Origin of the sequence: Mesorhizobium loti, assembly GCF_003148495.1 — a bacterium.
GTDB lineage: Bacteria > Pseudomonadota > Alphaproteobacteria > Rhizobiales > Rhizobiaceae > Mesorhizobium > Mesorhizobium loti.
Genome location: NZ_QGGH01000001.1, coordinates 1441186 through 1463934, shown reverse-complemented (window position 1 = coordinate 1463934; position 22749 = coordinate 1441186). Strand labels below are relative to the sequence as shown.

The 22749-nt window shown below is 63.7% G+C and carries 15 protein-coding genes; 6 read left to right on the top strand and 9 right to left on the bottom strand.

The window, feature by feature from the left end:
- Position 1 precedes the first annotated feature (1 nt).
- From C8D77_RS07450 to C8D77_RS07435, 4 genes are all read right to left on the bottom strand, one after another.
- On the bottom strand, positions 2-3145 hold the full coding sequence (locus C8D77_RS07450; protein WP_109660668.1) for an efflux RND transporter permease subunit: 3144 nt from the start codon (positions 3143-3145) through the stop codon (positions 2-4).
- A gap of 3 nt (positions 3146-3148) precedes the next feature.
- Positions 3149-4420, bottom strand: coding sequence for an efflux RND transporter periplasmic adaptor subunit (locus C8D77_RS07445; protein WP_109660666.1), 1272 nt, complete (start codon positions 4418-4420; stop codon positions 3149-3151).
- A 280-nt stretch (positions 4421-4700) separates the two neighbouring features.
- Complete coding sequence (locus C8D77_RS07440) at positions 4701-4955, bottom strand: hypothetical protein (protein WP_245951665.1); 255 nt, start codon at positions 4953-4955, stop codon at positions 4701-4703.
- 147 nt (positions 4956-5102) lie between these two features.
- Entirely contained in the window at positions 5103-5774 is a 672-nt protein-coding gene (locus C8D77_RS07435) for a hypothetical protein (RefSeq protein WP_109660664.1), read from the bottom strand.
- Between the two features lie 211 nt (positions 5775-5985).
- On the opposite strand from C8D77_RS07435, the gene C8D77_RS07430 reads away from it, so the two are divergent.
- The 6 genes from C8D77_RS07430 (at position 5986) to C8D77_RS07400 (ending at position 13674) form a co-directional block, all read left to right on the top strand.
- Positions 5986-6714 carry a response regulator gene (locus C8D77_RS07430; protein WP_109660662.1) on the top strand — a complete coding sequence of 243 codons (729 nt, stop codon included), beginning with the start codon at positions 5986-5988 and terminating at the stop codon, positions 6712-6714.
- Complete coding sequence (locus C8D77_RS07425) at positions 6711-7952, top strand: ATP-binding protein (RefSeq protein ID WP_109660660.1); 1242 nt, start codon at positions 6711-6713, stop codon at positions 7950-7952. The genes C8D77_RS07430 and C8D77_RS07425 overlap by 4 nt, the downstream gene beginning before the upstream one ends.
- A 617-nt stretch (positions 7953-8569) precedes the next feature.
- Positions 8570-9739 carry an acyltransferase family protein gene (locus tag C8D77_RS07415; RefSeq protein WP_109660656.1) on the top strand — a complete coding sequence of 390 codons (1170 nt, stop codon included), beginning with the start codon at positions 8570-8572 and terminating at the stop codon, positions 9737-9739.
- A complete protein-coding gene (locus C8D77_RS07410) occupies positions 9736-10842 on the top strand; it encodes a glycosyltransferase family 2 protein (protein WP_109660654.1) in 1107 nt (368 codons plus the stop codon). The genes C8D77_RS07415 and C8D77_RS07410 overlap by 4 nt, the downstream gene beginning before the upstream one ends.
- Before the next feature lie 3 nt (positions 10843-10845).
- Positions 10846-11880, top strand: a complete 1035-nt coding sequence (locus C8D77_RS07405) for a glycosyltransferase family 2 protein (RefSeq protein WP_109660652.1) — start codon at positions 10846-10848, stop codon at positions 11878-11880.
- Positions 11881-11889: 9 nt separating this feature from the next.
- Complete coding sequence (locus C8D77_RS07400) at positions 11890-13674, top strand: ABC transporter ATP-binding protein (protein ID WP_109660650.1); 1785 nt, start codon at positions 11890-11892, stop codon at positions 13672-13674.
- Positions 13675-13943: 269 nt separating this feature from the next.
- On the opposite strand, the gene C8D77_RS07395 is transcribed toward C8D77_RS07400, so the two are convergent.
- From C8D77_RS07395 to C8D77_RS07375, 5 genes are all read right to left on the bottom strand, one after another.
- Positions 13944-15410 carry a coiled-coil domain-containing protein gene (locus tag C8D77_RS07395; protein WP_109660648.1) on the bottom strand — a complete coding sequence of 489 codons (1467 nt, stop codon included), beginning with the start codon at positions 15408-15410 and terminating at the stop codon, positions 13944-13946.
- A gap of 277 nt (positions 15411-15687) precedes the next feature.
- Positions 15688-15960: a cell division topological specificity factor MinE gene (gene minE, locus C8D77_RS07390; protein WP_023813379.1), complete on the bottom strand. Its 273-nt coding sequence runs from the start codon at positions 15958-15960 to the stop codon at positions 15688-15690.
- Complete coding sequence (gene minD / locus C8D77_RS07385; protein ID WP_109661403.1) at positions 15957-16772, bottom strand: septum site-determining protein MinD; 816 nt, start codon at positions 16770-16772, stop codon at positions 15957-15959. The genes minE and minD overlap by 4 nt, the downstream gene beginning before the upstream one ends.
- A gap of 101 nt (positions 16773-16873) precedes the next feature.
- Positions 16874-17707 carry a septum site-determining protein MinC gene (minC, locus tag C8D77_RS07380; RefSeq protein WP_109660646.1) on the bottom strand — a complete coding sequence of 278 codons (834 nt, stop codon included), beginning with the start codon at positions 17705-17707 and terminating at the stop codon, positions 16874-16876.
- A 247-nt stretch (positions 17708-17954) separates the two neighbouring features.
- Positions 17955-22496: an NACHT domain-containing protein gene (locus C8D77_RS07375; RefSeq protein WP_109660644.1), complete on the bottom strand. Its 4542-nt coding sequence runs from the start codon at positions 22494-22496 to the stop codon at positions 17955-17957.
- Positions 22497-22749: the final 253 nt, after the last annotated feature.

Sequence of the window (22749 nt, the reverse complement as noted above, 5' to 3'; positions counted from 1 at the left end):
CTTATTGCTGGTTGGCCGTCACCGGCGTCTCGCCCGTATCTGGTTTGGCCGCCCTGCCCTTGAAGATGCGCCGCACCGTGACGAACAGCAGCGGCACCAGGAACACGCCGATCACGGTCGCCGCGATCATGCCGCCCATCACGCCGATGCCGACGGAGTTCTGCGCGCCGGAGCCCGCGCCGCTGGCAATCGCAAGCGGCAACACACCGAGGATGAAGGCCAGCGACGTCATCAGGATCGGTCGCAGCCGCTGTCGCGCGGCCTCCAGCGTCGCCTCGACGAGCCCCATGCCGGCAGTCTGCCGCTCGATGGCGAACTCGACGATGAGGATGGCGTTCTTGGCGGCGAGACCGATCGTGGTCAGCAGGCCGACCTTGAAATAGACGTCGTTGGACTGGCCGAACAGGCTCGCCGCCAGCAGCGCGCCGAAGATGCCGATCGGCACCGAGAGCATGACCGCGAACGGGATCGACCAGCTCTCATAGAGCGCGGCCAGGCACAAGAACACGACAAGTGCCGAGATCGCATAGAGCGACAGCGCCTGATTGCCGGAAAGCTTCTCCTGGTGCGACAGGCCGGTCCATTCGTGGGAGTAACCGGCGGGCAGCTGCGCCACAAGCTTGTCGATCTCGTCCATGGCGGCGCCCGAGCTGACGCCCGTGGCCGCCGCGCCCTGGATCTCGACCGCCGCCGACCCATTGTAGCGTTCGAGCCTGGGCGAACCGAATGTCCAGTGGCTGGAGGCAAAGGCCGAGAACGGCACCATGGCGCCGCTGGCATTGCGGACTTGCCATTTGTCCAGATCTTCCGGCTGCATGCGGAAGTTCGGGTCCGACTGCAGATAGACCGGCTTCACCCGTCCGCGATCGATGAAATCATTGACATAGTCGCTGCCCCAGGCGGTCGACAGCGTGTTGTTGATGTCGGCCAGGCTGACGCCGAGCGCGCTTGCCTTTTCCTGGTCGATATCGACCGAGAATTGCGGCTGGTCTTCCTGCCCGTTGGGGCGGGTGTTGGCGAGCACCTTGCTCTGCCCGGCCAGGGCCAGAAGCTGGTTACGCGTCTGGATCAGCGCGTCATGGCCGGCGCCGTTGACGTCCTGCAGGTAGAAGTCGAAGCCGTTGGTGTTGCCGAACCCCTGGATGGCGGGAGGCGCAAGCGCGAAGACCTGCGCGTCCCTGATCTTGGAGAAGGCGGCCATGGCGCGGCCGGCGATCGCCTGCGCAGCCATGGCCGGCGATTTGCGCAGGCCGAAATCCTTCAGCCGCACGAAAGCGATGCCGACATTCTGCCCGGCGCCGCCGAAGCCGAAGCCGGAGGCGGTGAACACCCCGTCGACGGCGTCCTTCTCTTGGCCGAGATAGTGGTCGGTGACTTGCGCCAGCACGCGCTCGGTGCGGTCCTGCGTCGCGCCGACCGGCAGCTGCACGCTGGTGATCAGGATGCCCTGGTCTTCTTCCGGCAGGAACGAACTTGGCAGCCGGGCAAACATCCAGCCCACGGCAACGACGATGGCCAGGAAGACGACGAGGAAGCGCCAGGACCGGTTGATGATGCCGTGCGAGCCGTCGCGATAGGCAAGCGTGCCGCGATCGAAGACACGGTTGAACCAGCCGAACGGGCCGGTCTGCGTCGCATGGTCCTTGGGCGGCCGCAGGATGGTGGCGCACAGTGCCGGCGTCAGCACAAGTGCGACCAGCACGGACAGCACCATCGCCGAGACGATGGTCACCGAGAATTGCCGGTAGATGATGCCGGTCGAGCCGCCGAAGAAAGCCATCGGCACGAACACGGCCGAAAGCACGGTGGCGATGCCGATCAGCGCGCCGGTGATTTCGTGCATCGACTTGCGCGTCGCCTCCTTTGGCGACAGGCCCTCCTCCTGCATCACGCGTTCGACATTCTCGACGACGACGATGGCGTCATCGACCAAAAGGCCGATGGCGAGCACCATGGCAAACATGGTCAGCGTGTTGACGGAATAGCCGAACAGCGACAGCACGCCGAACGTGCCGAGCAGCACCACCGGCACCGCGATCGTCGGGATGATGGTGGCGCGTAGGTTCTGCAGGAAGATGAACATCACCAGGAACACCAGCACGATCGCCTCAGCCAGCGTCTTGACCACCTCCTCGATCGACAGCCGCACGAAGGGCGAGGTGTCGTAGGGATAGACGACCTCGACCCCTTGCGGGAAGGTCGAGCTCAGCCGGGCGATCGTCGAACGCACCGCCTCGGCGGTGTTGATGGCATTGGCGCCGGTCGCCAGGTTGACGGCGACGCCGGCCGCCGGCTTGCCGTTGTAATTGGCCTGCGTCGTATAGCTTTCGGCGCCGAGTTCGACGGTGGCGACGTCGTTGAGGCGCACCAGCGAGCCGTCCGTCTGGCTCTTCAGGATGATGTTGCGGAACTGTTCGGCGGTCTGCAGCCGGCTCTTGGCAGTCACCGTTGCATTGAGCTGCTGGCCCTTGCGCGCCGGCAGGCCGCCGAGCTGGCCGGCCGAAACCTGCGTGTTCTGCGCTTCGATCGCCGCGGCCACGTCGCTCGGCATCAGGGCATATTTGGCGAGCTTGTCGGGGTCGAGCCAGATGCGCATGGCATAGCCGGAGCCGAACAGCTGCGTCGAGCCCACGCCTTCGACGCGCTTCAGCGTGTCGTTGACGGTGGCGTCGACATAGTCGGCGAGATCGGTCGAGTTCATCTTGCCGTCGGTCGAGACGAAGCCGATGACCATCAGGAAGCCGGTCGAGGATTTGGAGACGGTGATGCCGTTGCTCTGCACCACCTGCGGCAGCTGCGACTGCACCAGTTGCAGCTTGTTTTGCGTCTGCACCTGGGCGGTATCGGGATCGGCTGATGTGGTGAAGGTCAGCGTGATCGAGGCCGAACCGGTCGAGGTCGACGTCGCCGTCATGTAGTCGAGATTGTCGATGCCGGTCATGCCTTGCTCGATGACCTTGGTCACCGAATTTTCCACCGTCTGCGCATCGGCGCCCGGATAGGTGGCGCTGATATTGACCGTGGTCGGCGCGATCTGCGGATATTGCGAGATCGGCAGCGAGGTGAGCGCCAAGAGGCCGCCCAGCATGATCACGATGGCGATCACCCAGGCGAAGATCGGCCGGTTGATGAAGAATACGGACATCGCTCAGTTCCCGGTCGCGGCGGCAGGCGCCGGTTTGGCCGCGTTGGACGCGGCTGGTGCGGCCGAAGTGCCCTGCCCGCGGTCCTTGACCTCGCCGGTCGTCTCGTCGATCGTCACTTCGACGCCCGTCGCATCGCCGCCGGGGCGCACCAGCTGCATGCCTTCGACGATGACACGGTCGTCGTCGCCGACACCGGAATCCACCAGCCAGTTGTTGCCGACGCTGTTGCGCACCGCGAGCACGCGCGTCTCGACCTTGCCCTGCGCATTGATGACCATGGCGGTGGCCTCACCCTTGGTGTTGCGGCTGACGGCGCGCTGCGGCACCAGGAAGCTGTTCTGGGCGACGCCCTCCTCGACCAGCGCCCGCACATACATGCCGGGCAAAAGCAGGCGGTCGGGGTTGGGGAATTCGGCCCTGAGCGCGAAGGTGCCGGTGGTCTGGTCGACATTGGCGCCGGCGAATTCCATCTTGCCGGTCTGCGTGTATATGGTGCCGTTCTCGAGCTTCAGCTTGACGCTGACATTGGGGCCGCTGAACTTCAGCCGCCCTTCCGAGATGGCCTGGCGCAGATTGAGCAGATTGGTGCTCGACTGCGTGACATCGACATTGATCGGATCGAGCGCGCGGATGGTGGTCAGCACCGTGTCCTGGTTGGCGGTCACCAGCGCGCCGGGCGTCAGCGTGGACTTGTCGATGCGGCCGGCGATCGGCGCGGTGATCGAGGTGCGGTCGAGGCTGATGCGTGCCGTCTCGGCGCTGGCCTTGGCCGAGGCGACATCGGCTTGCGCCTGTGCGAGCGTAGCGGCGGCATCGTCATAATCCTGTTTGGAAACAACGTTCTGCTTCAACAGGCCGGCATAGCGGTCGAACTTGGCCTGCGCCGTGGGCACCGCCGCTTCCGCCTTCTGTTGGGCCGCGACCGCGCTGTCATAGGCCGCCTTGTAGCTTGCCGGATCGATGAGGTAGAGCGGCTGTCCCGCCGCCACCTCGCTGCCCTCCTTGAACAGGCGCTGCTGGATGATGCCGTTCACCTGCGGGCGCACCTCGGCAACCAGCGAGGCCGCCGTGCGCCCTGACAGTTCGGCTGTGATCGCGACCGATTGCGGATGCAGGGTGACGACGCCGACTTCCGGCTTACCTGCCGCGCCCATGCCGGCGGGAGCGCCGTTCTCCTGTGAACAGGCGGCCAGCAAAAGGGTGGCAGCGAACATCGCGGCCCAGGGCGCCAGACGGAGTGCCGGCTGCGGAGACGGGCTAGACTGGATAGACATGGACTGAATGATCTTTCGCTGGAGTTGCGTGCGCGGGCAATCGACCGCTTGGTCGAAGCATGCCGACCGATATCTTGATGGTAGGCCGCGCCGGTCCGCGGGCGGCGACGAGCAATGGTTCGAAGCGGCTCATGTCGCGCTCCTTCTCGGCGGCCGGAGCTGCTCGAAGGTCGAGTAGCTGGCCGCGATGCCCACCAACATCATTATGCCGATCAACGAGGACATGCCAAGCGTCTTGCCCGAGTCCTGCGCGATCCAGAGTCCTGCGCGGTCCCGAGCCTTACGCGATCTTGCGGTCATGATGTCCTTGGTTGTTGAGCGGCTCCGCAAACGGAAGCGACAGGCGCCAGGCGGCGAAGCTCAGGCGGATCGCGCCCTTCAGCGTGTCGGCCGGCAGAGCCAGCGGCAAGCCGCGACCGGACAGCGGTAGGCCGCGTCCGGACAGCGGAAGACCGCGTCTGGACAGCGGAAGACCGCGTCTGGCATGGCCGAGCGACAATCTCGGGCTGGCGGACGCGAGCAGCCGCAGCAGCATCATGGCTTCCCACATTGTCGTGCTTTCCATTGGTGATTTGAATTGGGCATGATTTGAACTGGGATGGCGGCCCGCCATCCCAGAAGAAACCGGCCGGCCCGAGATCGGGTTGGGTACCGGGCCGGCCGGCGCAGCCGGTCAGAGTTATCAGCCGTTCCCGGGCTGGGGCGGCGGCGGGCTGCCATCGTTGGGCAGGCCTCTGGGGCCGGCTGCATCATCCGGCGGACCGCCCCAGGGACCGGGGGGTGGTCCGTGGGGACGTTCCGCCGAAGCAAGGATTTCGAGCTGTTCGGGCGTCAGCTTGGCACGCAGTGCCGCGATCGCGTCTTTCAGTTTGCCGGCCGAAACCGCGCGGGCCGTGACGTCGTCGGCCAGCTTTTCCTGGAAGGCGAAGGGATCGGACTTGCCGCCCGGGCCTGCTGCATCAGGGTCTTTCGCTTCAGGACCGCCAGGACCGCCCGTACCACCAGGGCCGCGATCGGGCCGCGGCGGTGTCAGCACGGCCTGCAGCGCGCTGGTGTAGTCGCGCCAGGCATCGAGCTGTTCGCTGCGGATGCCGACACGGGTCTCGAGCGCGGCCAGCCGGGCGGCGAGCATGAATTCCGGCGGCGGCCCCATACGGCGGGGACCAAAGCCTTCAGGCCCAAAAGCTTGCGGGCCAAAACCCTGAGGACCATGCCGCATCGGTCCATGCGGACCGGGTCCATCCTGCATTGCCATGACCGGGGGCTCGCCGGGGCCCGGATCGGGCTGTGCCGCCAGCACGGGGTGGATTGCGGCGACGGAAAACAGGCCGAGCGCAAGAAGTCTGCTTCGCATGACGGTGTTCCTTTCTCTCATGCATCGGACGACCATGAGGATAGGAAGCCTGTTTGTCCGCTTCGCGTCGGCGTGTTGCCGAAGGTTTCCGCAAAAGGGCAATTTGTTTCCGAATGTTTCCCTCAGGCCACCGGAAACATTCAGTTGCAATTTTCCATGCCGCATGGGCGCGGCTCTCCCTATAATCGCGGCCAAGGCAAGGGCACGATTGATGCAGTCACAACCCCATATCCTCGTCGTCGACGACGACCGCGAGATCAGGACGCTTCTCCAGCGCTATCTCGACAGCCAGGGCTTTCGCGTCACGGCGGCGGCGGACCGGCGCGAATGCGAGCAGCGGCTGGGCGTGGGTCAGTTCGACCTGATCGTGCTCGACGTCATGCTGCCGGACGGATCCGGCCTCGATATCTGCCGGGGCTTGCGTGACCGCAAGCCGCACATCCCGGTCATCCTGCTGACGGCGCTGAAGGAAGATGTCGACCGCATCATCGGCCTGGAGCTCGGTGCCGACGACTATCTCGGCAAGCCGTTCAACCCGCGCGAGCTCATTGCCCGCATCCGCGCCGTGCTCAGGCGCTCGACGCCCGAGGAGGCGCCGGCACCGCCGCGCGCCCGTATCTATCGCTTCGCCAGCTACAGGCTGGAACCGGACACCCGCAAGGTGACGGACGCGCAGGGCGTCGCCGTCGACCTCACCGGCGCTGAATTCGACCTTTTGCAGGTGTTTCTCGACCGCCCCGGCAGGCTTCTGTCGCGCGACCAGCTTCTCGACCTGACGCAAGGCCGCGAGCGCGACCCGCTCGAACGCTCGGTCGATGTGCTGGTGAGCCGGCTGCGCCGCAAATTCACCGATACCGGCGACGGGCCGCTGTTCAAGACGGTGCGCAATGGCGGCTACCAGCTCACCGCGCGCGTCGACACGGTGGAGAGCCACGCGTGAACTCGCTGCGCCGCCGCCTCATCCTGCTGCTGGTCGCCTCGATCGTCGGCGTCGTCGGCCTGGCGACGGCCGCCGTCATCAGCGTGCGCGGCGGTGGGCCGCCGCCGGAACTGACCGTGCCCTGGGTCGCCCAGCAGATGGAGCTGGTGATGCGGCTGCTGCCCGGCCCGATCCCGGACGTCCTGCAAGTGCAGCTCACCGACCACCCGGCCGGGGGCAAGGTGGCTCGTCCGGAAACCGCGATGCTCAACGACGTCTTGCGCCGCCGGGGTTTCGACGTTCTGGCTGTCGTCAGCGACAAGTCGGATGAACCCGGCCAGCTTGCATCGGTGCGCCTGCCCGACAATCGCTGGGCGATCGTGGAGGTTCCCCACATCGATCCGCCACGGCGCGAATGGCTGATTCTGGCCGGCTGGATCTCGCTGATCGTCGCCGGCGCCACGGCGGTGTCGGTCTATTTCACCTCGGTGCTGATCCGGCCGCTGGAGATGCTGGAGACCGCCGTCTCCAAGATCGGATCGGATGGCGTGCTGGCGGCGGTGCCGGAAGTGGGTTCGGCCGAGGTCAAGGCCACCGCGCATGCGCTGAACCAGCTCTCGTCGCGGCTGAGAACCGCCATGGAAAGCCGCATGCGGCTGGTCGCCGCCGCCGGCCATGATCTGCGCACGCCGATGACGCGCATGCGGCTGCGCGCCGAGTTCCTCGACGACGAGCGCGACAAATGGCTTCACGACCTCGACGAGCTCGACCGCATCGCCGACAGCGCCATCCGCCTGGTGCGCGAAGAGGTCAACCAGGACGCCGTCGAACCGGTCGACCTGGAAAAGACGGTTCGCGACATCGAAGGCGAGATGGTGTCGCTCGGCCATCCCGTCTCCATCGGGCACCTGGACAAGGTTTGCGTGCGGGCCGGCGCGCTCGGCCTGCGCCGGGCGCTCCGCAACCTGATCGTCAACGCCGCCACCCATGGCAAGGCATGCCGCATCGACCTTGCCGTGGCCAACAATCGCGCCGTGCTGACCATTTCGGACCACGGGCCCGGCATTCCGCCGGAGCTCTTGAACAAGGCGTTCGAGCCCTTCTTCCGCGTCGACCCCGGCCGCCTGCAATCCATCCCGGGCGCTGGTCTCGGCCTCGCCATCGCCAAGGAAATCATCGAGCGCTACGGCGGCACCGTGACGCTGGAAAACCGGCGGGGTGGCGGGCTTGAACAGATGGTGATGTTTGAGGCGGTGTGACGGGTTGGCGGCCCACAGCAGAGGCCCGCTCAGCCGAGTGACGGGCGTTGCGTGCGGCAACCGACGAAAAAACGGCGACCATGCTGCACCGCGCAAAGCCAATGGTTCCAACTCATTTCTCCGCGGAACCAGGGCCGAATCCATATAGCCAAAATATAGATTCCGAAATTTCTCGTGATTTAACAAAGAACTAGGCTCTCAAGCCAAGAGCTCTCCTCAATCAACCGAGGCGGGAATGTCGGCACAGCTTAAATCATAGGATTTAAATTCTGCGGAAACTCGCCAAAAATGGCGAGAACCGGCCGGTTTTATCAACTTTTAGCGTTTGCTCACATAAGTATTTCAGCCGGGTAGATTTTTTGTGTTGCGCTGCACAATGCCGTAGCCGAACGATCTCCTGGGGGACTCGTTTGCGACTGGACATACGCCGTGGAGGATTCCGCCAGGTTGACCAACTTGAGCTGTCCGTCCGTCGATTTCGAGCCCGGCCCGATCGGACTCGCAAAGCGGGGGTTTGACGGTGCCGGCGCCCTGGCGAGTCTCGTCCGCTTTGGCCTGCCGCTCGAAACGGCCGGCTGGCGGCTTCGTCGCGGACATCACGCCGGCGGAAGCCGCTGATGGGAAACGCCCGCGACATCCAACTGGATGCACTGAGGGCCATCGCCGTGACGATGGTGATGTACTCCCATTTCTTCGCGGCGGGGGGATCTTCCTTCTGGGGTCATATCGGCGTGCGGCTGTTCTTCGTGCTGAGCGGCTTCCTGATCACGCGCCTGCTCCTGGAAGCGCGTTCGGCTGCCGAATTTGAAACCGGCCCTGCGCTGCGATCCTTCTACATCAGGCGGGCGCTGCGGATATTCCCGCCCTATTTTGCCGTGCTGGGTTTCGTCTGGCTGGTCGACCTGGAGCAGTCCAGGGAATCGCTGCTCTGGCATGCGCTTTATCTCTCGAACTTCTGGTATGCGCTGCGCAATGACTGGAACCCTTGGGTGCTGTGCCATTTCTGGAGCCTGAGCATCGAGGAGCAGTTCTATCTTGCCTGGCCGCTGGTCGTCCTGCTGGCCCCACGCCGCCGCTTCGAACAAATCTGTATAGGCGTCATCGCGCTGTCGCTGGCCTATCGCTTCTATTGGCCGGTCACCGCCACCCCGGCGCTGGCGCGCGACCTGCTGCCGCCGGCATCCATGGATGCGCTGGCGACGGGCGCGCTGCTTGCCTGCTGGCGGTCCAGGGGTGCGGCCCTGCCGCACTGGATGCAGCTCAGCTGGCCTGCCTTCGCGGCCGCATTCCTTGTCATCGAGTGGTTTGTCCCCGCGCCTGCCGATCCGATGCTGGAATGGGCCCATTGGCTGGTGCGGCAAGTCCTGCCCCTGGTGCCGCTGATGGTCATCGTCGCCGCCTGTTCGCGCGGCCTTGGCGGCACAATCGGCAAGCTTCTTGACCTGCCGCCGCTGCTTGGTCTCGGCCGCATCAGCTACGGCGTCTATCTGTATCACCCGATATTGCTGTCGCTCGCCGTCAAATCGCAGCCCTGGATTCCGCTCAATGTCTCGGAGCAAGGGCCGGGGCGGTTCCTGGTTGCGGGCGCCGCCACGATTGTCGCGGCCTCGATTTCCTGGGTGGTTTTCGAAAGGCCGCTCAACAGCCTCAAGCGCCACTTCCCCTATGTCGCGCGCGCCCACGCCGCGCAGGCCGGCCGTGGCGGCTGGCTCCCAAGGGCGGCTGGCGGATCGCCCGATGTCCGCACGCCATCGCTCGACCTCCAGCGAACGGATGCAAGACGATGACCGCCGCGCCACTCGTCTCCGTCCTGTTGCCGGTCTACAATGCCGGGCCCTATCTCGCCGCCGCACTGGGAAGCATCCTGCGGCAGGATTACGACCGCCTGGAGATCATCGCGATCGATGACGGGTCGACCGACAATTCGCTCGAGATCCTCGAGCGCTACCGCGAGGCCGACAGCCGCATCTCGATCATCTCGCGCGAAAACCGTGGCCTCGTCGCGACGCTCAACGAAGGGCTGGCGGTCGCCCGGGGCGAGTTGGTCGCGCGGATGGACGCCGACGACGTCGCCTATCCCTGGCGCTTGTCGCGCCAGGTGGCGCTGTTTGAGCGGCGGCCCGAACTCGGCTTCTGCGGTGCCGGCGTCGATATGTTGATCCGCGGCCGCATCGGCAGAGGCAAGCCCGATCCGGTGTTCCAGTTCGGCCGCATCCCCATACTGGCGATGTTCTTCACGATCTTCATGCACCCGACGGTCGTCTACAACAGGAAGGTCGTCAACGACGGCGTTCTCCACTACGACCAGACCTACAGGCACGCCGAGGATTTCGATCTTTTCAGGCGGCTGGCCGGCCGTTACCCGGCAGCCATGATGCCCGAAAACCTGGTCGTCTACCGCGTCCATCAGGCAAGCGTGACCAGCCGGCACGTCAAGGAGATGCGCAGGACGCATTTGCGGATCGTGGCCGAGAACCTCGAGCGAGAGGGCCTGGCGCAAGCCACGCGGGACCTGCGCGACATTGGCGACGCGGTCAGCCACGACACGGTTACCCGTGCGGCCAACTTCATCGTCGCGCTGGAGGAGGAGATTTGCTCGCTGCCGGCCGCGATACGGCCGAGTTTCGAGGCCGGCGCGCTGAACCTGTTCTATTTCCTCTACCAGCTCGTCGCAGACGAAAAGCAGCCCCCGCTGACGCATGAATTGCTGACGCGGACCGCGAAGTGGAACGTCATCCGGCGCCGCGAGCAATATGCGCTGCGGCCCGGCGCCTGGGCGCCCTGGCTCAGCCTTGCCTCGCTGTCGGCCAGCAGGCAAGCGGACGCCATGGCATATTTCTTCAAATCCGCGCCCGCCGCGGCGGTTCTGGCACCTTATCAGGCGGGCTGAGGGATGACCGTCAAAGCCAACCAACCCCTGCAGCGCGATCGTTCGACGGCGCTTGGCCCTGCCCCGGCCGGTCCCCGCCCGGAACGATCGGCGCCGGAAGTCAGCTTCATCATCTGCACGCGCAACCGCGTCGCCGTGCTCGATGCCTGCATCAAGTCGGTGCAAGCCGCGTGCCGCGCACATGCCGGTTTTGCGGCCGAACTCGTGGTCGTCGACAACGGTTCGAGCGACCGCACGGCCGAGCGCCTGGCCAGCATCGCCGCTATGTCGGACATTCCATTCACGCCCGTTTGCGAGCCGCGCCCCGGATTGGCGGCTGCCCGCAACGCCGGGCTGAGGCGCGCGCGCGGCCGTGTGCTGGTCTTCGTCGATGATGATTGCGCGGTCCATTGCGACTATTTGCGCGATCTGGAGCGGCACTATGCGTCCGGGGAAAAATGGCTCATCCGGGGAGGCCGTGTCGAGCTTGGCGATCCCAGGGATTTGCCGTTCACCATCAAGCGGTCGTGGGTGCGCGAGCGGCTGACACCGGATGTCCACCCCGGCGGTTTTGTGCTGGGCTGCAACATGACGATGCACCGCGATGTCGCGGCCAGCATCGGCTATTTCGACGAACGCTTCGGCGCCGGGGGACCATTGCGGTCTGCCGAGGATACCGATTACCTCGTGCGGGCGATGCTGCTCGGTATCCCGGTCGAGTATGTGCCTGACATGACGATATTCCATCATCACGGCCGGCGGGATCGCAAGGCCATCGAAAAGCTCCACCGCGACTACAGCCTGGGCAATGGCGGGCTCTGCCTGAAGCATGTTCGCCATGCGCCCTGGCTGTTTCGCCATTTCTACTGGGCCGCACGAGGGGCTTTGCGGGAATTGACAGGTGGGCCTGCGTTCGACCGTGAACTCAACCTGTCGCACTGGCCGATCGTCGCCATGAATTTGCTCGGTGCGGCCAGGTTCGCGGTTCTGCTGCTGGCGAGACGGCCGCAGGCTGAGCCGGTGCGGCAAGATCAACAAGCCAATGCCCAGGTGAGGTGAAACGCTATAATGCCATTGCTACCGCCAAGCCTGCCGATGCTGTTCCGGGCGTTCGGAAAGCGGCAATTGCGCCTGCTTCCGGCCGTGGTGGTTCTCGGTCTGGTCAGCGCCGTCCTCGAAGGGTTCGGCATCGGCCTGATCATCCCGCTGCTGGGCATCATCATGGGACACGGAGATGCGGCGGGAATGGCCGGCTTCTCCGCTGTCCTCCAGCACGTCGGATCGGGCTTGAGCGAAAGCGACCGGCTTGTCGTCATTTCGCTCGCCATCCTCGGCTCGATCGTCCTGAAGAACGTCTTCGCCTTCGCCAACACGCTGCTGACGACCTTCATCTCCGGCAAGGCAAGTCATTCGATCCGTAGCGCCCTGTCGGAGCAGCTCTTGCGGGTCGGCTACCCGTTCTTCCTGCGGCAGAGTCCGGGACGCCTGCTCAACATCATCTCCAACGAATCCTGGCGGGCATCCGATGCGATCCAGATCATGCTGTCGGCCATCGTCAGCGCATCCGCCGCCATCATCCTCTTGGCTTTCCTGCTGCTGCTTTCGTGGCGCATGACGCTGCTGGTCACGCTCGGACTGGCGCTCGTCCAGATCGCGCACGCCATCCTCTCGGCCAATCTGAAGGAGCCCAGCCGCAGCGTCGCTTCGCGCAACGGCCACCTCGCCTCGCAGATGCTCCACCTTGTGCATGCCGGACGGCTGATCCGCATCTTCGGACAGGAGAACCGGGAGAAGGCGATATTCGACACAGCCTCCGATGCGGTTCGCCGCGCCTCTTTCGTGCTGCTCGTGCGCCAGGGAGCGCTGCCGCCGCTGACGGAGGTTCTCCACGCCATGCTGTTCCTGGCGGTGGTGATCGGCGCCTGGCTGGCGCAGGTGAGTTTCCCGCTGATCATCGCGTTCGTCATACTGCTCTACAGGCTGCAGCCGCATATGCGGGCCCTGCAGGGGTCGTGGAGCCAGCTGCAAGGCCTGAGCGGATCGCTCGAAGAGGTGACATGGCTGCTGGATCCCACCGGCAAGCCGCAACCGCCGCGAGGCGACGGGCCGTTCCACGGTCTGCGCCAGGGCATCAAGTTCGATGATGTGACGTTCACCTATTCCGGCACGGACCGGCGTGAAGTGGTGCTGCATGCGGCGACGTTCGAAATCGGCAGTGGCCGCTCGACGGCGCTGATCGGCCGCTCGGGCGCCGGCAAGACGACCATCGTCAATCTCCTGTGCCGCTTCGTGGAACCGGACACCGGTAGGATTCTCGTCGACGGATCACCGCTCGACTGGATCGATGCCAGCCAGTGGCGACGGCACATCGCACTGGCCAGCCAGGAGCTGGAACTGGTCGACGGCACCATTTTTGAAAACATAACCTACGGCCAGGACGCGGCCACCGCCGGCGACGCCGAGGGCGCCGCAAGACTGGCCGAAGCGCATGAATTCATCGAACGGCTGCCTCAGGGTTACGAGACGCTGGTTGGCTACAGGGGTGTCAATCTCTCGGCTGGACAGAGGCAACGGATAGCATTGGCCAGGGCCCTGGTGCGCGATCCCGATCTCCTCATCCTGGACGAAGCCACCAATGCGGTGGACGGGCTGTCGGAAGCGGCAATCGTCGAGACCCTGAAGTCGAGAGCCGGCCGCCGCACGACCATCGTCATCAGTCACCATCACAGCACCATCTCGTTCTGCGACGACGTGGTGATCCTCAGCGGCGGTCGCGTGAAAAAGCAGGCGCCTTTCGGCGCCCTGGCATCACTCAGCATGGACGAGCTCTACCAGCACGAGCCGATCGACTGATCAGGGTCCGGGTCGGCACGCGATCGCTTCCCGTATGCGTTCGTGGCTTGCTTGTTGGCGGGCCGCCGCATGGTTCGAATCAGAGGCCAGGGAATTGCCGCTGGCACCTTCCGTGATCGCACCAATGCCATGCGGTGTTGAGGCTCGCTACCTTGCCTCTCGCGGCGGACCTGTCGATCCGCCTTGGCCGGTGCCCATTGGTTTACTCTCCGGATGCGGTGCCGGCCTCCTCGCGGGTTCTCCGCGACGACGCGGAGAGCCTGCACGGTTTAAGTCGCCGCGCGGAGGTTCCTGCGGATGCGCCGCCTGCCCGTTTCCCGTGCCTTCTCCGCCACCACGCCGGCAATCTCGACCACGCCGCTCTCGCGCGATCTGCCATTGGTGGCCTTGTGCAGCCGCTCGTAGGGCAGCAATTCCTTGACCCGGGCATTGAGTGACTCGATTTCGGCCCTGAGGTCGTCGCATTCCTGCCTCTGGACATCGAGCTGTATCTGCTCCGATGCCTGTTGCAGCGTGAGCTGCGAAAGATCGGCGTTCAATCTGGAAAGGCTCATCTTGTCGTTTTCGTTCTCATGGGTGAGAGCGGACAATCTTTCGTCGGCGATTTTCTTTTCGGCCAGCGCGTCGTTCAGTTCGGTCTTGAGCCTGGCGATTTCGCCGGCGGCCTCGCTGTTCTCGTTCGAGGCCTGCTCCAGTCGCGATTGCAGGTCCTGGAGCTCCGAACGCAAGCCGCGCATTTCCGCCTGGCTGCGAGACAGTTCGGCTTCCCTGTCGCCTTCCATCATGCGGGCCGCTTCGGTTGCTTCCGACAGCTTCGCCTGTGCGGCCTCGAGCGACTTCTGCAGCCGCATCTCCTCTTTCTCGCTCTTGCCCAGCGCGGCCAGCAGTTCCGCGAGCCGCGCTGCTTCGCTAGCATGGATCGTCGAAAGCTCGTCGAGCCTGTGGCGCGCCTGGGATTCCCGCTTCAGCGCCTTGTCGAGATCGATGGACAGGTTGACATGCTTTTCGCGCAGCATCTTGCTCTCGCGCAAGCGCCTGTTGGCCTCGACCGTTCTGGCGGTCAGCCGCTTGGCGATGTCGCCGAACTCCGCGTCGCGTTTTGCGCTCGCATTGGCTGTCTCCACAAGCTCCAGCCTTACCGCGGCAAGCGCTGCGCGAAGCGCCTCCCTGTCCTGAACCAGGCTTGTCTCGCGCTGTTGCAGCGCTTCGAAAGCGCCGTCACGCTCGCGCAGCTTTCTCACCGCGTCGTGCAGCTTTTCCGACAGCGTTCTTTGTTCCGCGCCGAGGCCCGCATTGGCAAGCTCGAACTCGTTGGCGCGAAGAATGTCGTTGTGCAGGATGTTGAGGAATTCGCGCGTCAGATGGTGTGAGGTCGCGATCTCCGACAGCTTGCCGTTGATCTCGTCCAGATAGTCCCTGGCGTCGTGGAAGAGCCCTTCAAAGGCACTCAGCGCAGCCAGCCGCGTCTGGGTATGGGGCGTCAGCCGTGGCGCGGTTTCGGGACTGCCCGCATCATTCGTAGTGTCCGCACCATCCGGATTTGCCGCATTCGCCTCGGGCGGCGGGTCGTCGGGTCCTGCCGCCTGATCCGGGGCATCCGCGACAGTGTCGCTCTTTGGCGGCGCCTGGCCCTCGGCGACGAGATCCGAATCCAGCGCATCCGCCAGATCGACCTGCAGTTCCTGGAATGCCTTGTCTACGTCTTCAGCACGCTTGAGCAAGCCCTTGAAGTTCATGCTCGAACTCCTTTTACTCACACCCCAACTCGGTACTTAACGAATTACTAACATGACCTTACATCCGCTGGCCGCACAGGGGAAGCCCCTGTTGGCGGCAAGGTAAATTTGGGACATTTGGGGGGTTGGATGCTGCGAGCAGCCTGCGCGGGTGTCGAAAAGCTTGGGGTCCTCGCCCCTGCAAAGCGCAGGAGGTCGGACCGAAGGTCCGGGTGGGGTGCTGCCCCCCACCCCGCTGCTTAGCAGCAACCCTCCCCACAAGGGGGAGGGTAAAAAGTCAGCCCGCCATCGCCATGGGCACGGCGCTCTTGTTGGGGATCTGGATATCGATTTCCAGCGTCGACATGGTCTCGCCGCGGTCCATCGAGACCTGCAGGTAATCCTGGTCGATCTGCACGTGCTTGGCGATGACGGCCATGATCTCCTCGCGCAGGATGGAGACGAGGTCGGGCTGGCTGCGGTTGCGGCGCTCATAGGCAAGCAGCACTTGCAGCCGCTCGCGCGCCACCGGCGCGCTGGAGCGCCGCTTGAAGATGTCGAGCAGGTTCATGCCGCCCTCCTTCCCAAAAGACGATCGAGGAAACCTTTGCGTTCGAAGGGCACGATGACGGGCAATTCCTCGCCCTCGAGCCGCCTGGCGGCGTCGAGATAGGCGCGTGCAGCAGAATTGAGCGGCTCCGACAGCGTCACCGGCGAACCGAGGTTGGAGGCGCGCAGCACATCCTGGCTCTCCGGGATGATGCCAAGCAGCGGCACCGACAGGATTTCCAGCACGTCGTCGATGGACAACATTTCGCCACGCGCCGCGCGGGCCGCGTCATAGCGCGTGACCAGCACATGCTTGGCGATGTGCTCGCCCTGCTCCGCCTTCATGGTGCGGGCGTCGAGCAGGCCGATGATGCGATCGGAATCGCGCACCGAGCTGACTTCCGGATTGGTGACGATGACCGCCTCGTCGGCAAAGCGCATGGCGAGCTGCGCGCCGCGCTCGATGCCGGCCGGGCTGTCGCAGAACACGTAGTCGAACACCGAGCGCAGCTTGTCGATGACTTCGCCGACGCCCTCCTCGGTCAGCGCATCCTTGTCGCGCGTCTGCGAGGCCGGCAGCAGGAACAGCGTCTCCACCCGCTTGTCGCGGATCAGCGCCTGCGAGAGTTTCGCCGTACCCTGGATGACGTTGACGAGATCGAACACCACGCGCCGCTCGGCGCCCATGATCAGGTCGAGGTTGCGCAAGCCGACGTCGAAATCGACAAGCGCCACCTTCTTGCCGGTCTTGGCGACCGCAGCCCCCAGGGCCGCCGTCGAGGTCGTCTTGCCGACGCCCCCCTTGCCCGAGGTGACCACCACTACCTTGCCCATTGAAAAGCCTCCGTTGTTGTTCATTTGTTGTTCTTGCCGGGCGGCCTCGGCCGCCCAAATATCGTGTTCTTGACAAGCGACCCGGCCGCCCCAATCGAATGTCAGCTCAGCGTCGAAACCCGCAAGCTCTCGCCGTCGAGAAACGCCTGCACCGGCTTGCCGCGCGAAACACCTTCCATCTCCTCGGCGGTGACGTACCAGCCGTCGACCGCCAGCAGCTCCGCCTCGTTCTTGCGGCAGAAGATGCGCGCGCCCCTGTTGCCCAGCGCACCCGCCGAAGCGCGCCCGCGCAGCGTGCCATAAACATGGATCGAGCCCGCCGCGATGATCTCCGAACCGGACGCGACAGAGCCCAGCACGATGACATCGCCATGCGGATGCACGATCGCCTGGCCGGAACGGATCGGCGCCTTGATCATCAGCGTGCCCGAAGCCTCCTGCGCAATCTGCGGCTCGCTATCGCCCGCCTTGCTTGCGTCAACCTTGCCGTCGCTAGCTTGGTCCTTGCCTGCGCTGCCCGTACCCGCGCGCGCTTCCGCGGGCTGTTCCGGCGCCCTGCCCTCGGCCCTGTCCAAAACCTCCGCCCGCGCCTCGCGGGGCAGCAACCCATCCGTCGTCGCCTCCTTGGCGCCGACCAGCACCGGCGGCAGGTTGGGCGCGAGTGCGGTGTGGCCGTCGAGCTCGATGGCGTAGATGCGGATGCCGCGATGGCCAAGCACGCCGACCAACGATTCGATCGCGGCGACATCGGGCTTCAATGTGTTGAGATCAAGCACCACCGGGCGGCCGGCAAAATAGCCCGGCGAATTGCCGATCCAGTGGTCGAGCCCCTCGAGCCACACGTCCAAAGGCGCCTCCGGCGTCAGAGTGAAAGCTACGAAGGAGCGGGCGCGAAAACGAATGGATTTGGCCTCGAGGGGAGCGGCAAAAGTCACGGCTGGCGAATCCTTACTGAGAGGTAAACGCTAGCGAGGGAATGGTTAACGAATGGTTAATAAGAGGGGGATAGCTGCTTGGCAGCTGCGTAAAATTAGACGGTTGGACAGACGCCTGTTGGCGGCTCCAACCGGCGACACATTGTACGTCTTGATAGGGGCCGAGAATGGCCTGTCTGATTTCGAGCCCTGGAGACGCCAGAGCTGACACCGAAAGTTGGCTGCTAGCCTCGCTGGAGCATGCCGGTCAGACCGCGTCGAGCTTTTGCATTCCCATAAGACCGCGCTCGACCAGCCGGTCGATCAGGTCGAGCGCGCGTGCCCGCCGAATTGGATGTTCGATGTTTGAAGCATAGAGCTTGAGCACCAGTTCGCCGACTTCGTGTAATTCATAGGCTCGCGGATCCTGGCCGGAGTCGGTTCTCTCTCTAACCGTATGCTCGAGCAGCTTGAGCACGAGATCGTCAAGACCGGGCGCGGCATGTTCGAGCCGATGCAGAAAATACGTCCGATCGCTCTCGAAATATTTGGACGCCGAATAAGCCTCGAACAGTTCAGCATGGGCTGCAATGTTAGTGACTTTCATCTGGCGAAAACAGTCGCTCGCCTCGTTCCGCACAACCTTCTCGTCATCGTCGAACAGCCGAACCAGCCAGGTGGTGCAAGTTGTACCGAAGCGTGCGGAGTCGAAATTGGCAGCGGCGATCGCGGCCGCAGCAGAGCGATACTCAGCATCGGCTTCGAGCAAATTCTCGGCAAGCGGCAGCCAGTCCTGATCGTTGAGGCAGTGCCGGAAGACGGCTAGCGCGCCGAACCCTCGAGCGAGCGGATCTGTATTAATCAGATAAAGGTTGATCAGTTGCGCAAAGCCTTCGATATCGAGGTCGGCGACCCAGCTAACGATCTGCTGGCCCTGGTGGGAGTATAGGGCCTCGGGACAGGCACGTGCGGTCCGTAGCACCCACTCGACGCCCGGCTTCCCCTCGTGCTTGAGTGCACACATTAACAAGCCGCTGAGCGCCGACTGGACATACGCCGCTGCGGGGGCGCCAACTATAGCGCTGATCGTCGAACGGTGTTTCTCGAAGGCCTCTTTCGAAGGCCAGCAAACGCTTCCGAGAATTTCGAGCGCTGCGCCGCGTGCCGAGTTGATCGCCTTGCCGCGAAGGTCGCTGCCGAGCGTAAAAGCTTGTTTCCAGTCGGGCTCCTTTGCACGCTCGCCGCGGTTTATGTCGCTCATCTCGGTGATGTCGTCGGCTTTCGCAGCAACGGCAAGCAACAAAGCTTCAGCAAGTGGACCGATCGGCGACTTGCACGCTCGGATCATCCAGATCAACGAACGATCGTCCGCTTTCGCAGCAGGATTGGCTTCCATAGCAATGAGGACCCGTTCGATCATGTCGGCGTCGGGCTTGGCCTCGGCAATACCGGCGGTAATACCCCATGCGAAATCCTTGTGCGTGCCCTTGGGAAATTGGCCCAGCAGCGCGAGGAACCGCTCGGGCGCCTCTTTGGCGCGCTCTTTCAATTCGCACGACAATTCCCTTGCGCCGCCACGCAATCCGTCTTCGCCCCGGAAACGTCGCTCACGCGGGAAGCCAAATTTGGCGATCGCGCTGACCCAGGCAGCGTCATTCATGAACTTGGTGCGTTCACCATCGATCGGCGAGCGTACCATCCCTCCGCGGATACCGTCGGGTTGCTCGGGCTTTTGCCCAATAAACTTACGGTCAAGCTCGGCCAATCGGCGTAGAGCATGGGATGATAGCCGCTCGGCACCAATCTGGCGCAGCACCGACCATTCGCGCCTCCCAGAATCGTTGAGACACCAAGTCGGATAATCGTTCAGTTTCGGCACAAGCGGAGGCTCGCCCTCCGTACTCTCGCGCCGCGCGAGCGCGCGCTTCGCACTGTCGATTTCAGGCCGCAATGCAAGAATTGCTGCTTCGCAGCGCTCGCACTCATCCGGTGTGAGCCAAGGCATGGCGGCGGCCAGCGCGCATCCGGCCGAATGTGCGTCGGCATTGTACCAGCCCGCTTTGAACAGCCCAGGATTGCCAAGTTGCTCAACGAGAAGGTCGCGCAACGACTTTGGATTTGCCGCAACCGTCTCAAGCAGAAAATGAAGACTTGTGATATACGTTTCGGGCTCCATCGCGCGAAGCAATCGAACTGCGGCTTGCGGGTTCTCGCGCGCGACTTGCGCCAGCGATGCGCGCACCAGATCGAGCAAGTCGACCGATCGCACTTCGGTCTGATCCCAGCATCGCCAATGCCAGATCGAATCGTTGGCAGGCTTCGAAACTCCCTCAATAGAACGCGATATCGCGAGCCGCATAAAAGGCAGTAGTTGCTCAAGGAACGCTAGCGGCGCAGCCTTGGCGAGCTCATTTAGCCAATGGATGGATGTCCCGCCATCTCGGTAGCGATGCTCGAAGGGATGTCCTTCTGGATGAAGGCGGAACCAGCGTTCTAGTTGCGCGCCAAAAATGCGTGCCGCTTCATTAGGTGCGGCCTTAATCCAAGACCCATAGTAGTCGTCCCAATCGTTGCCGCCGGTCTCCCAGTCCTGAGGCACCGCGCGGGCGAGTGAGGCTATCAGGCAATCGGCGAGCGGCTTAGCATCGGCCTTGGGGTCGATGAAGCGCAAGGTTCCAAATACTTCGCGGATACGTTCGGGCCGGCGCTCAAGAAAGTCGTTAAGCAACTGGGAGACTTCATTGGGCGCGAGCGGTGCGACTGACCGAAGGAGGCCCAGTGCCCAGTTTAGATCCTCGCCGTCATGCGCGAGCCAGGCCTGGATCACATCTTGCGCATGGAGCAAGTCGAACCACGGCCTCCGCTCATAAATGACGCTGCCCGACTTGACCGGAAGCCCGTCTCGGTGGGCGTAGCGCTCGACGATCTCCCATTCCGCCGTGGTCGGGTCGGGGATCGTCGCCAGCCAGCGAACGACTGTTTCGCGGATATGCGGACGCACGCGCGCATCATTTAGGATCGCACTCAGATCGGCAAGGTAGCGGGCACGCTCGAGCTCGCGTTCGAACGCGAGGATCTGTCGGGTCTGTGTCCGGCGGAACAAAGTTTGTTCGCTGGCCAGCAGGAAATCGATCAGCGGCTTGCGCTCCTGCACAAAGGCGCGGGCATGCAGATAATCGAACAGAGACTCGTGCAAAAATCCGACGCGCTGGCCGCGCACGACGATCAATCCAGCGCGCTGGAGGATTTCAAGCGCCCCCGCGAAAGGATCGAGCGTCACCACCGGAGCGACGAGTTCTTGCCGCTCGCTCATCGCTATGGCGAGTGTGGTCAGCGGCGCGAAGACACTCCAACCAGGACGAAAGTCGCGCTGTATCTCCTGCTCGCGCACGGTGAGCAGCCGGCCATAGAGTTCGGAGAGATGCTCTATCCGGCGCAAGTCGCTGATACCACTTTGCGCGAGGGCGGCAGCGAGCGTGAGACCGATTGGAAGCGCCAGCAGCGCCATTAGCCGAGCATTTGCGGGATCGCAAAGGATGCCAAGCCGCGCAAGCACCGGATCGACCTCAGCGCGCTCGAACAATCCGACATCGACCCGCGCATTGCCCTTGGCCTCGGCAATCTCTCGAAACGCGTGATCGTTATCAAGATCGAAGCTGCGGCACGCGAAGATCAGTTGGACATGCGGGTATTGCTTAGCTTTGCGCACCAGATCAAGCACGACGCGTCGCAGTTCGGCGATCCTGCCTGATACTTCGCTGACTGCATCAGCTTGGTCAATGAGCAGTACGGCGCACTTGTTCGCGGCAAGTTGCTCGAGGATTACTGCCGGATTGTCGGCGGTGCCGACCGTTTGCGCGCCAAGTTCGTCGAGCGTTGCGATGGGGCCGGCCTGATCGACGCGAAAGGCGAGATGGAGTGTGCCTTGGGCACGAAGTTGCTCGATTACATCGGAGAGAATGGCCGACTTGCCGATTCCAGCGGCACCGGCAAGCAGCACCACCCTAGCACCCCCCTGCATCTCGCTAAGCACATCTCGCACCGCCGCACGCTCGATGCGATATAGGCCGGCACCGAGCGGCGGATAGGAACCAACATAGCTACTGGTCGCATCGCGGATGCGCCCTGGCAGAGCGCGGTCGAGCTCATACTGCTTGGTCTCGATGCCCGCGCCGCGGATAAAGCCAATGATATCGTCATATAAGAGCGGCCGGTTGAAATTGCGCTCTTCCTCAAGCCAAGAGCGGAACCGCGCGGCGATCGAATCGGGATCGCCTTTGAACCAATAGGCAATACGCGCGCGCAGATTTTCAGCGAGATCGGGCTCGGATAAAGTGCGGAACTCTGTCATGCCGAGGAATCGAAATGCCTCGGTGCCATTGCAACCCAATCGCTCCTTGAGCAGGCACCAATGCTGCGTTTCCTTGTCCGAAAGACTGGTCTCGAACGCCTCGAGACTATGCGTCGCTGGCAGCTTGTCCTGGAGCAGTTTCACTGGCGGCGATGGATCGCTTGACACAAATAGGCAACGTGCGCCGTCGGCCGCAGTCTTGGCGCGGAATGCCCTCAGCACGCCGGCGGCATCGAGGGCAGCGATCGACCAAGTCCCCGAGGCGATCTGACGCTTACACTGATGCCACTCGCTCCCGGCCGCACGAGTAAGCGAAAACTCGAACCCCTGCTCCTCGTCACCGAGCGCCTCAACGGTGACCTCTTGAACGGTGCCATCCAATAATCCGAGCAGCTGATGTGTTAGCCAGCGCGCTTCGAAGCGGTTGCCCACCTTGTCGGCGATCCCACCCCTATGCATTCTTCCCGTCCCTTAAACTTGTGTAGCTCCGGAGCATGGAACGAATCTAGAACAGCCATCTGCGCAAAGCAACGCGTGGGGCCGTCTACTGACCGTCAGCTAACAGGAAAGAAAATATTGGAGCTGCCGTCCGGCAACGGCAGCTTTTGGCTCAAATGCCCAGTCATTGGACGACGAAATTGAGGTGCATTGCTGCCATCTGTATACCGAGAATGAAGGCCTCCAATATACTGAGAGTGAAGGCCTCAATGAA

Excerpts from the sequence above, each read along its gene's own strand:
- minE (WP_023813379.1), bottom strand. The coding sequence starts at position 15,960 with ATGAACCTGCTCGACATCTTCAAGCGGCGCTCCAGCGCGCCGGTGGCG.
- C8D77_RS07375 (WP_109660644.1), bottom strand. The coding sequence starts at position 22,496 with ATGCATAGGGGTGGGATCGCCGACAAGGTGGGCAACCGCTTCGAAGCG.
- C8D77_RS07395 (WP_109660648.1), bottom strand. The coding sequence starts at position 15,410 with ATGAACTTCAAGGGCTTGCTCAAGCGTGCTGAAGACGTAGACAAGGCA.
- C8D77_RS07410 (WP_109660654.1), top strand. The coding sequence starts at position 9,736 with ATGACCGCCGCGCCACTCGTCTCCGTCCTGTTGCCGGTCTACAATGCC.
- C8D77_RS07405 (WP_109660652.1), top strand. The coding sequence starts at position 10,846 with ATGACCGTCAAAGCCAACCAACCCCTGCAGCGCGATCGTTCGACGGCG.
- minD (WP_109661403.1), bottom strand. The coding sequence starts at position 16,772 with ATGGGCAAGGTAGTGGTGGTCACCTCGGGCAAGGGGGGCGTCGGCAAG.
- C8D77_RS07450 (WP_109660668.1), bottom strand. The coding sequence starts at position 3,145 with ATGTCCGTATTCTTCATCAACCGGCCGATCTTCGCCTGGGTGATCGCC.
- C8D77_RS07415 (WP_109660656.1), top strand. The coding sequence starts at position 8,570 with ATGGGAAACGCCCGCGACATCCAACTGGATGCACTGAGGGCCATCGCC.
- C8D77_RS07435 (WP_109660664.1), bottom strand. The coding sequence starts at position 5,774 with ATGCGAAGCAGACTTCTTGCGCTCGGCCTGTTTTCCGTCGCCGCAATC.
- C8D77_RS07400 (WP_109660650.1), top strand. The coding sequence starts at position 11,890 with ATGCCATTGCTACCGCCAAGCCTGCCGATGCTGTTCCGGGCGTTCGGA.
- C8D77_RS07440 (WP_245951665.1), bottom strand. The coding sequence starts at position 4,955 with ATGCTGCTGCGGCTGCTCGCGTCCGCCAGCCCGAGATTGTCGCTCGGC.
- C8D77_RS07430 (WP_109660662.1), top strand. The coding sequence starts at position 5,986 with ATGCAGTCACAACCCCATATCCTCGTCGTCGACGACGACCGCGAGATC.
- C8D77_RS07445 (WP_109660666.1), bottom strand. The coding sequence starts at position 4,420 with ATGTCTATCCAGTCTAGCCCGTCTCCGCAGCCGGCACTCCGTCTGGCG.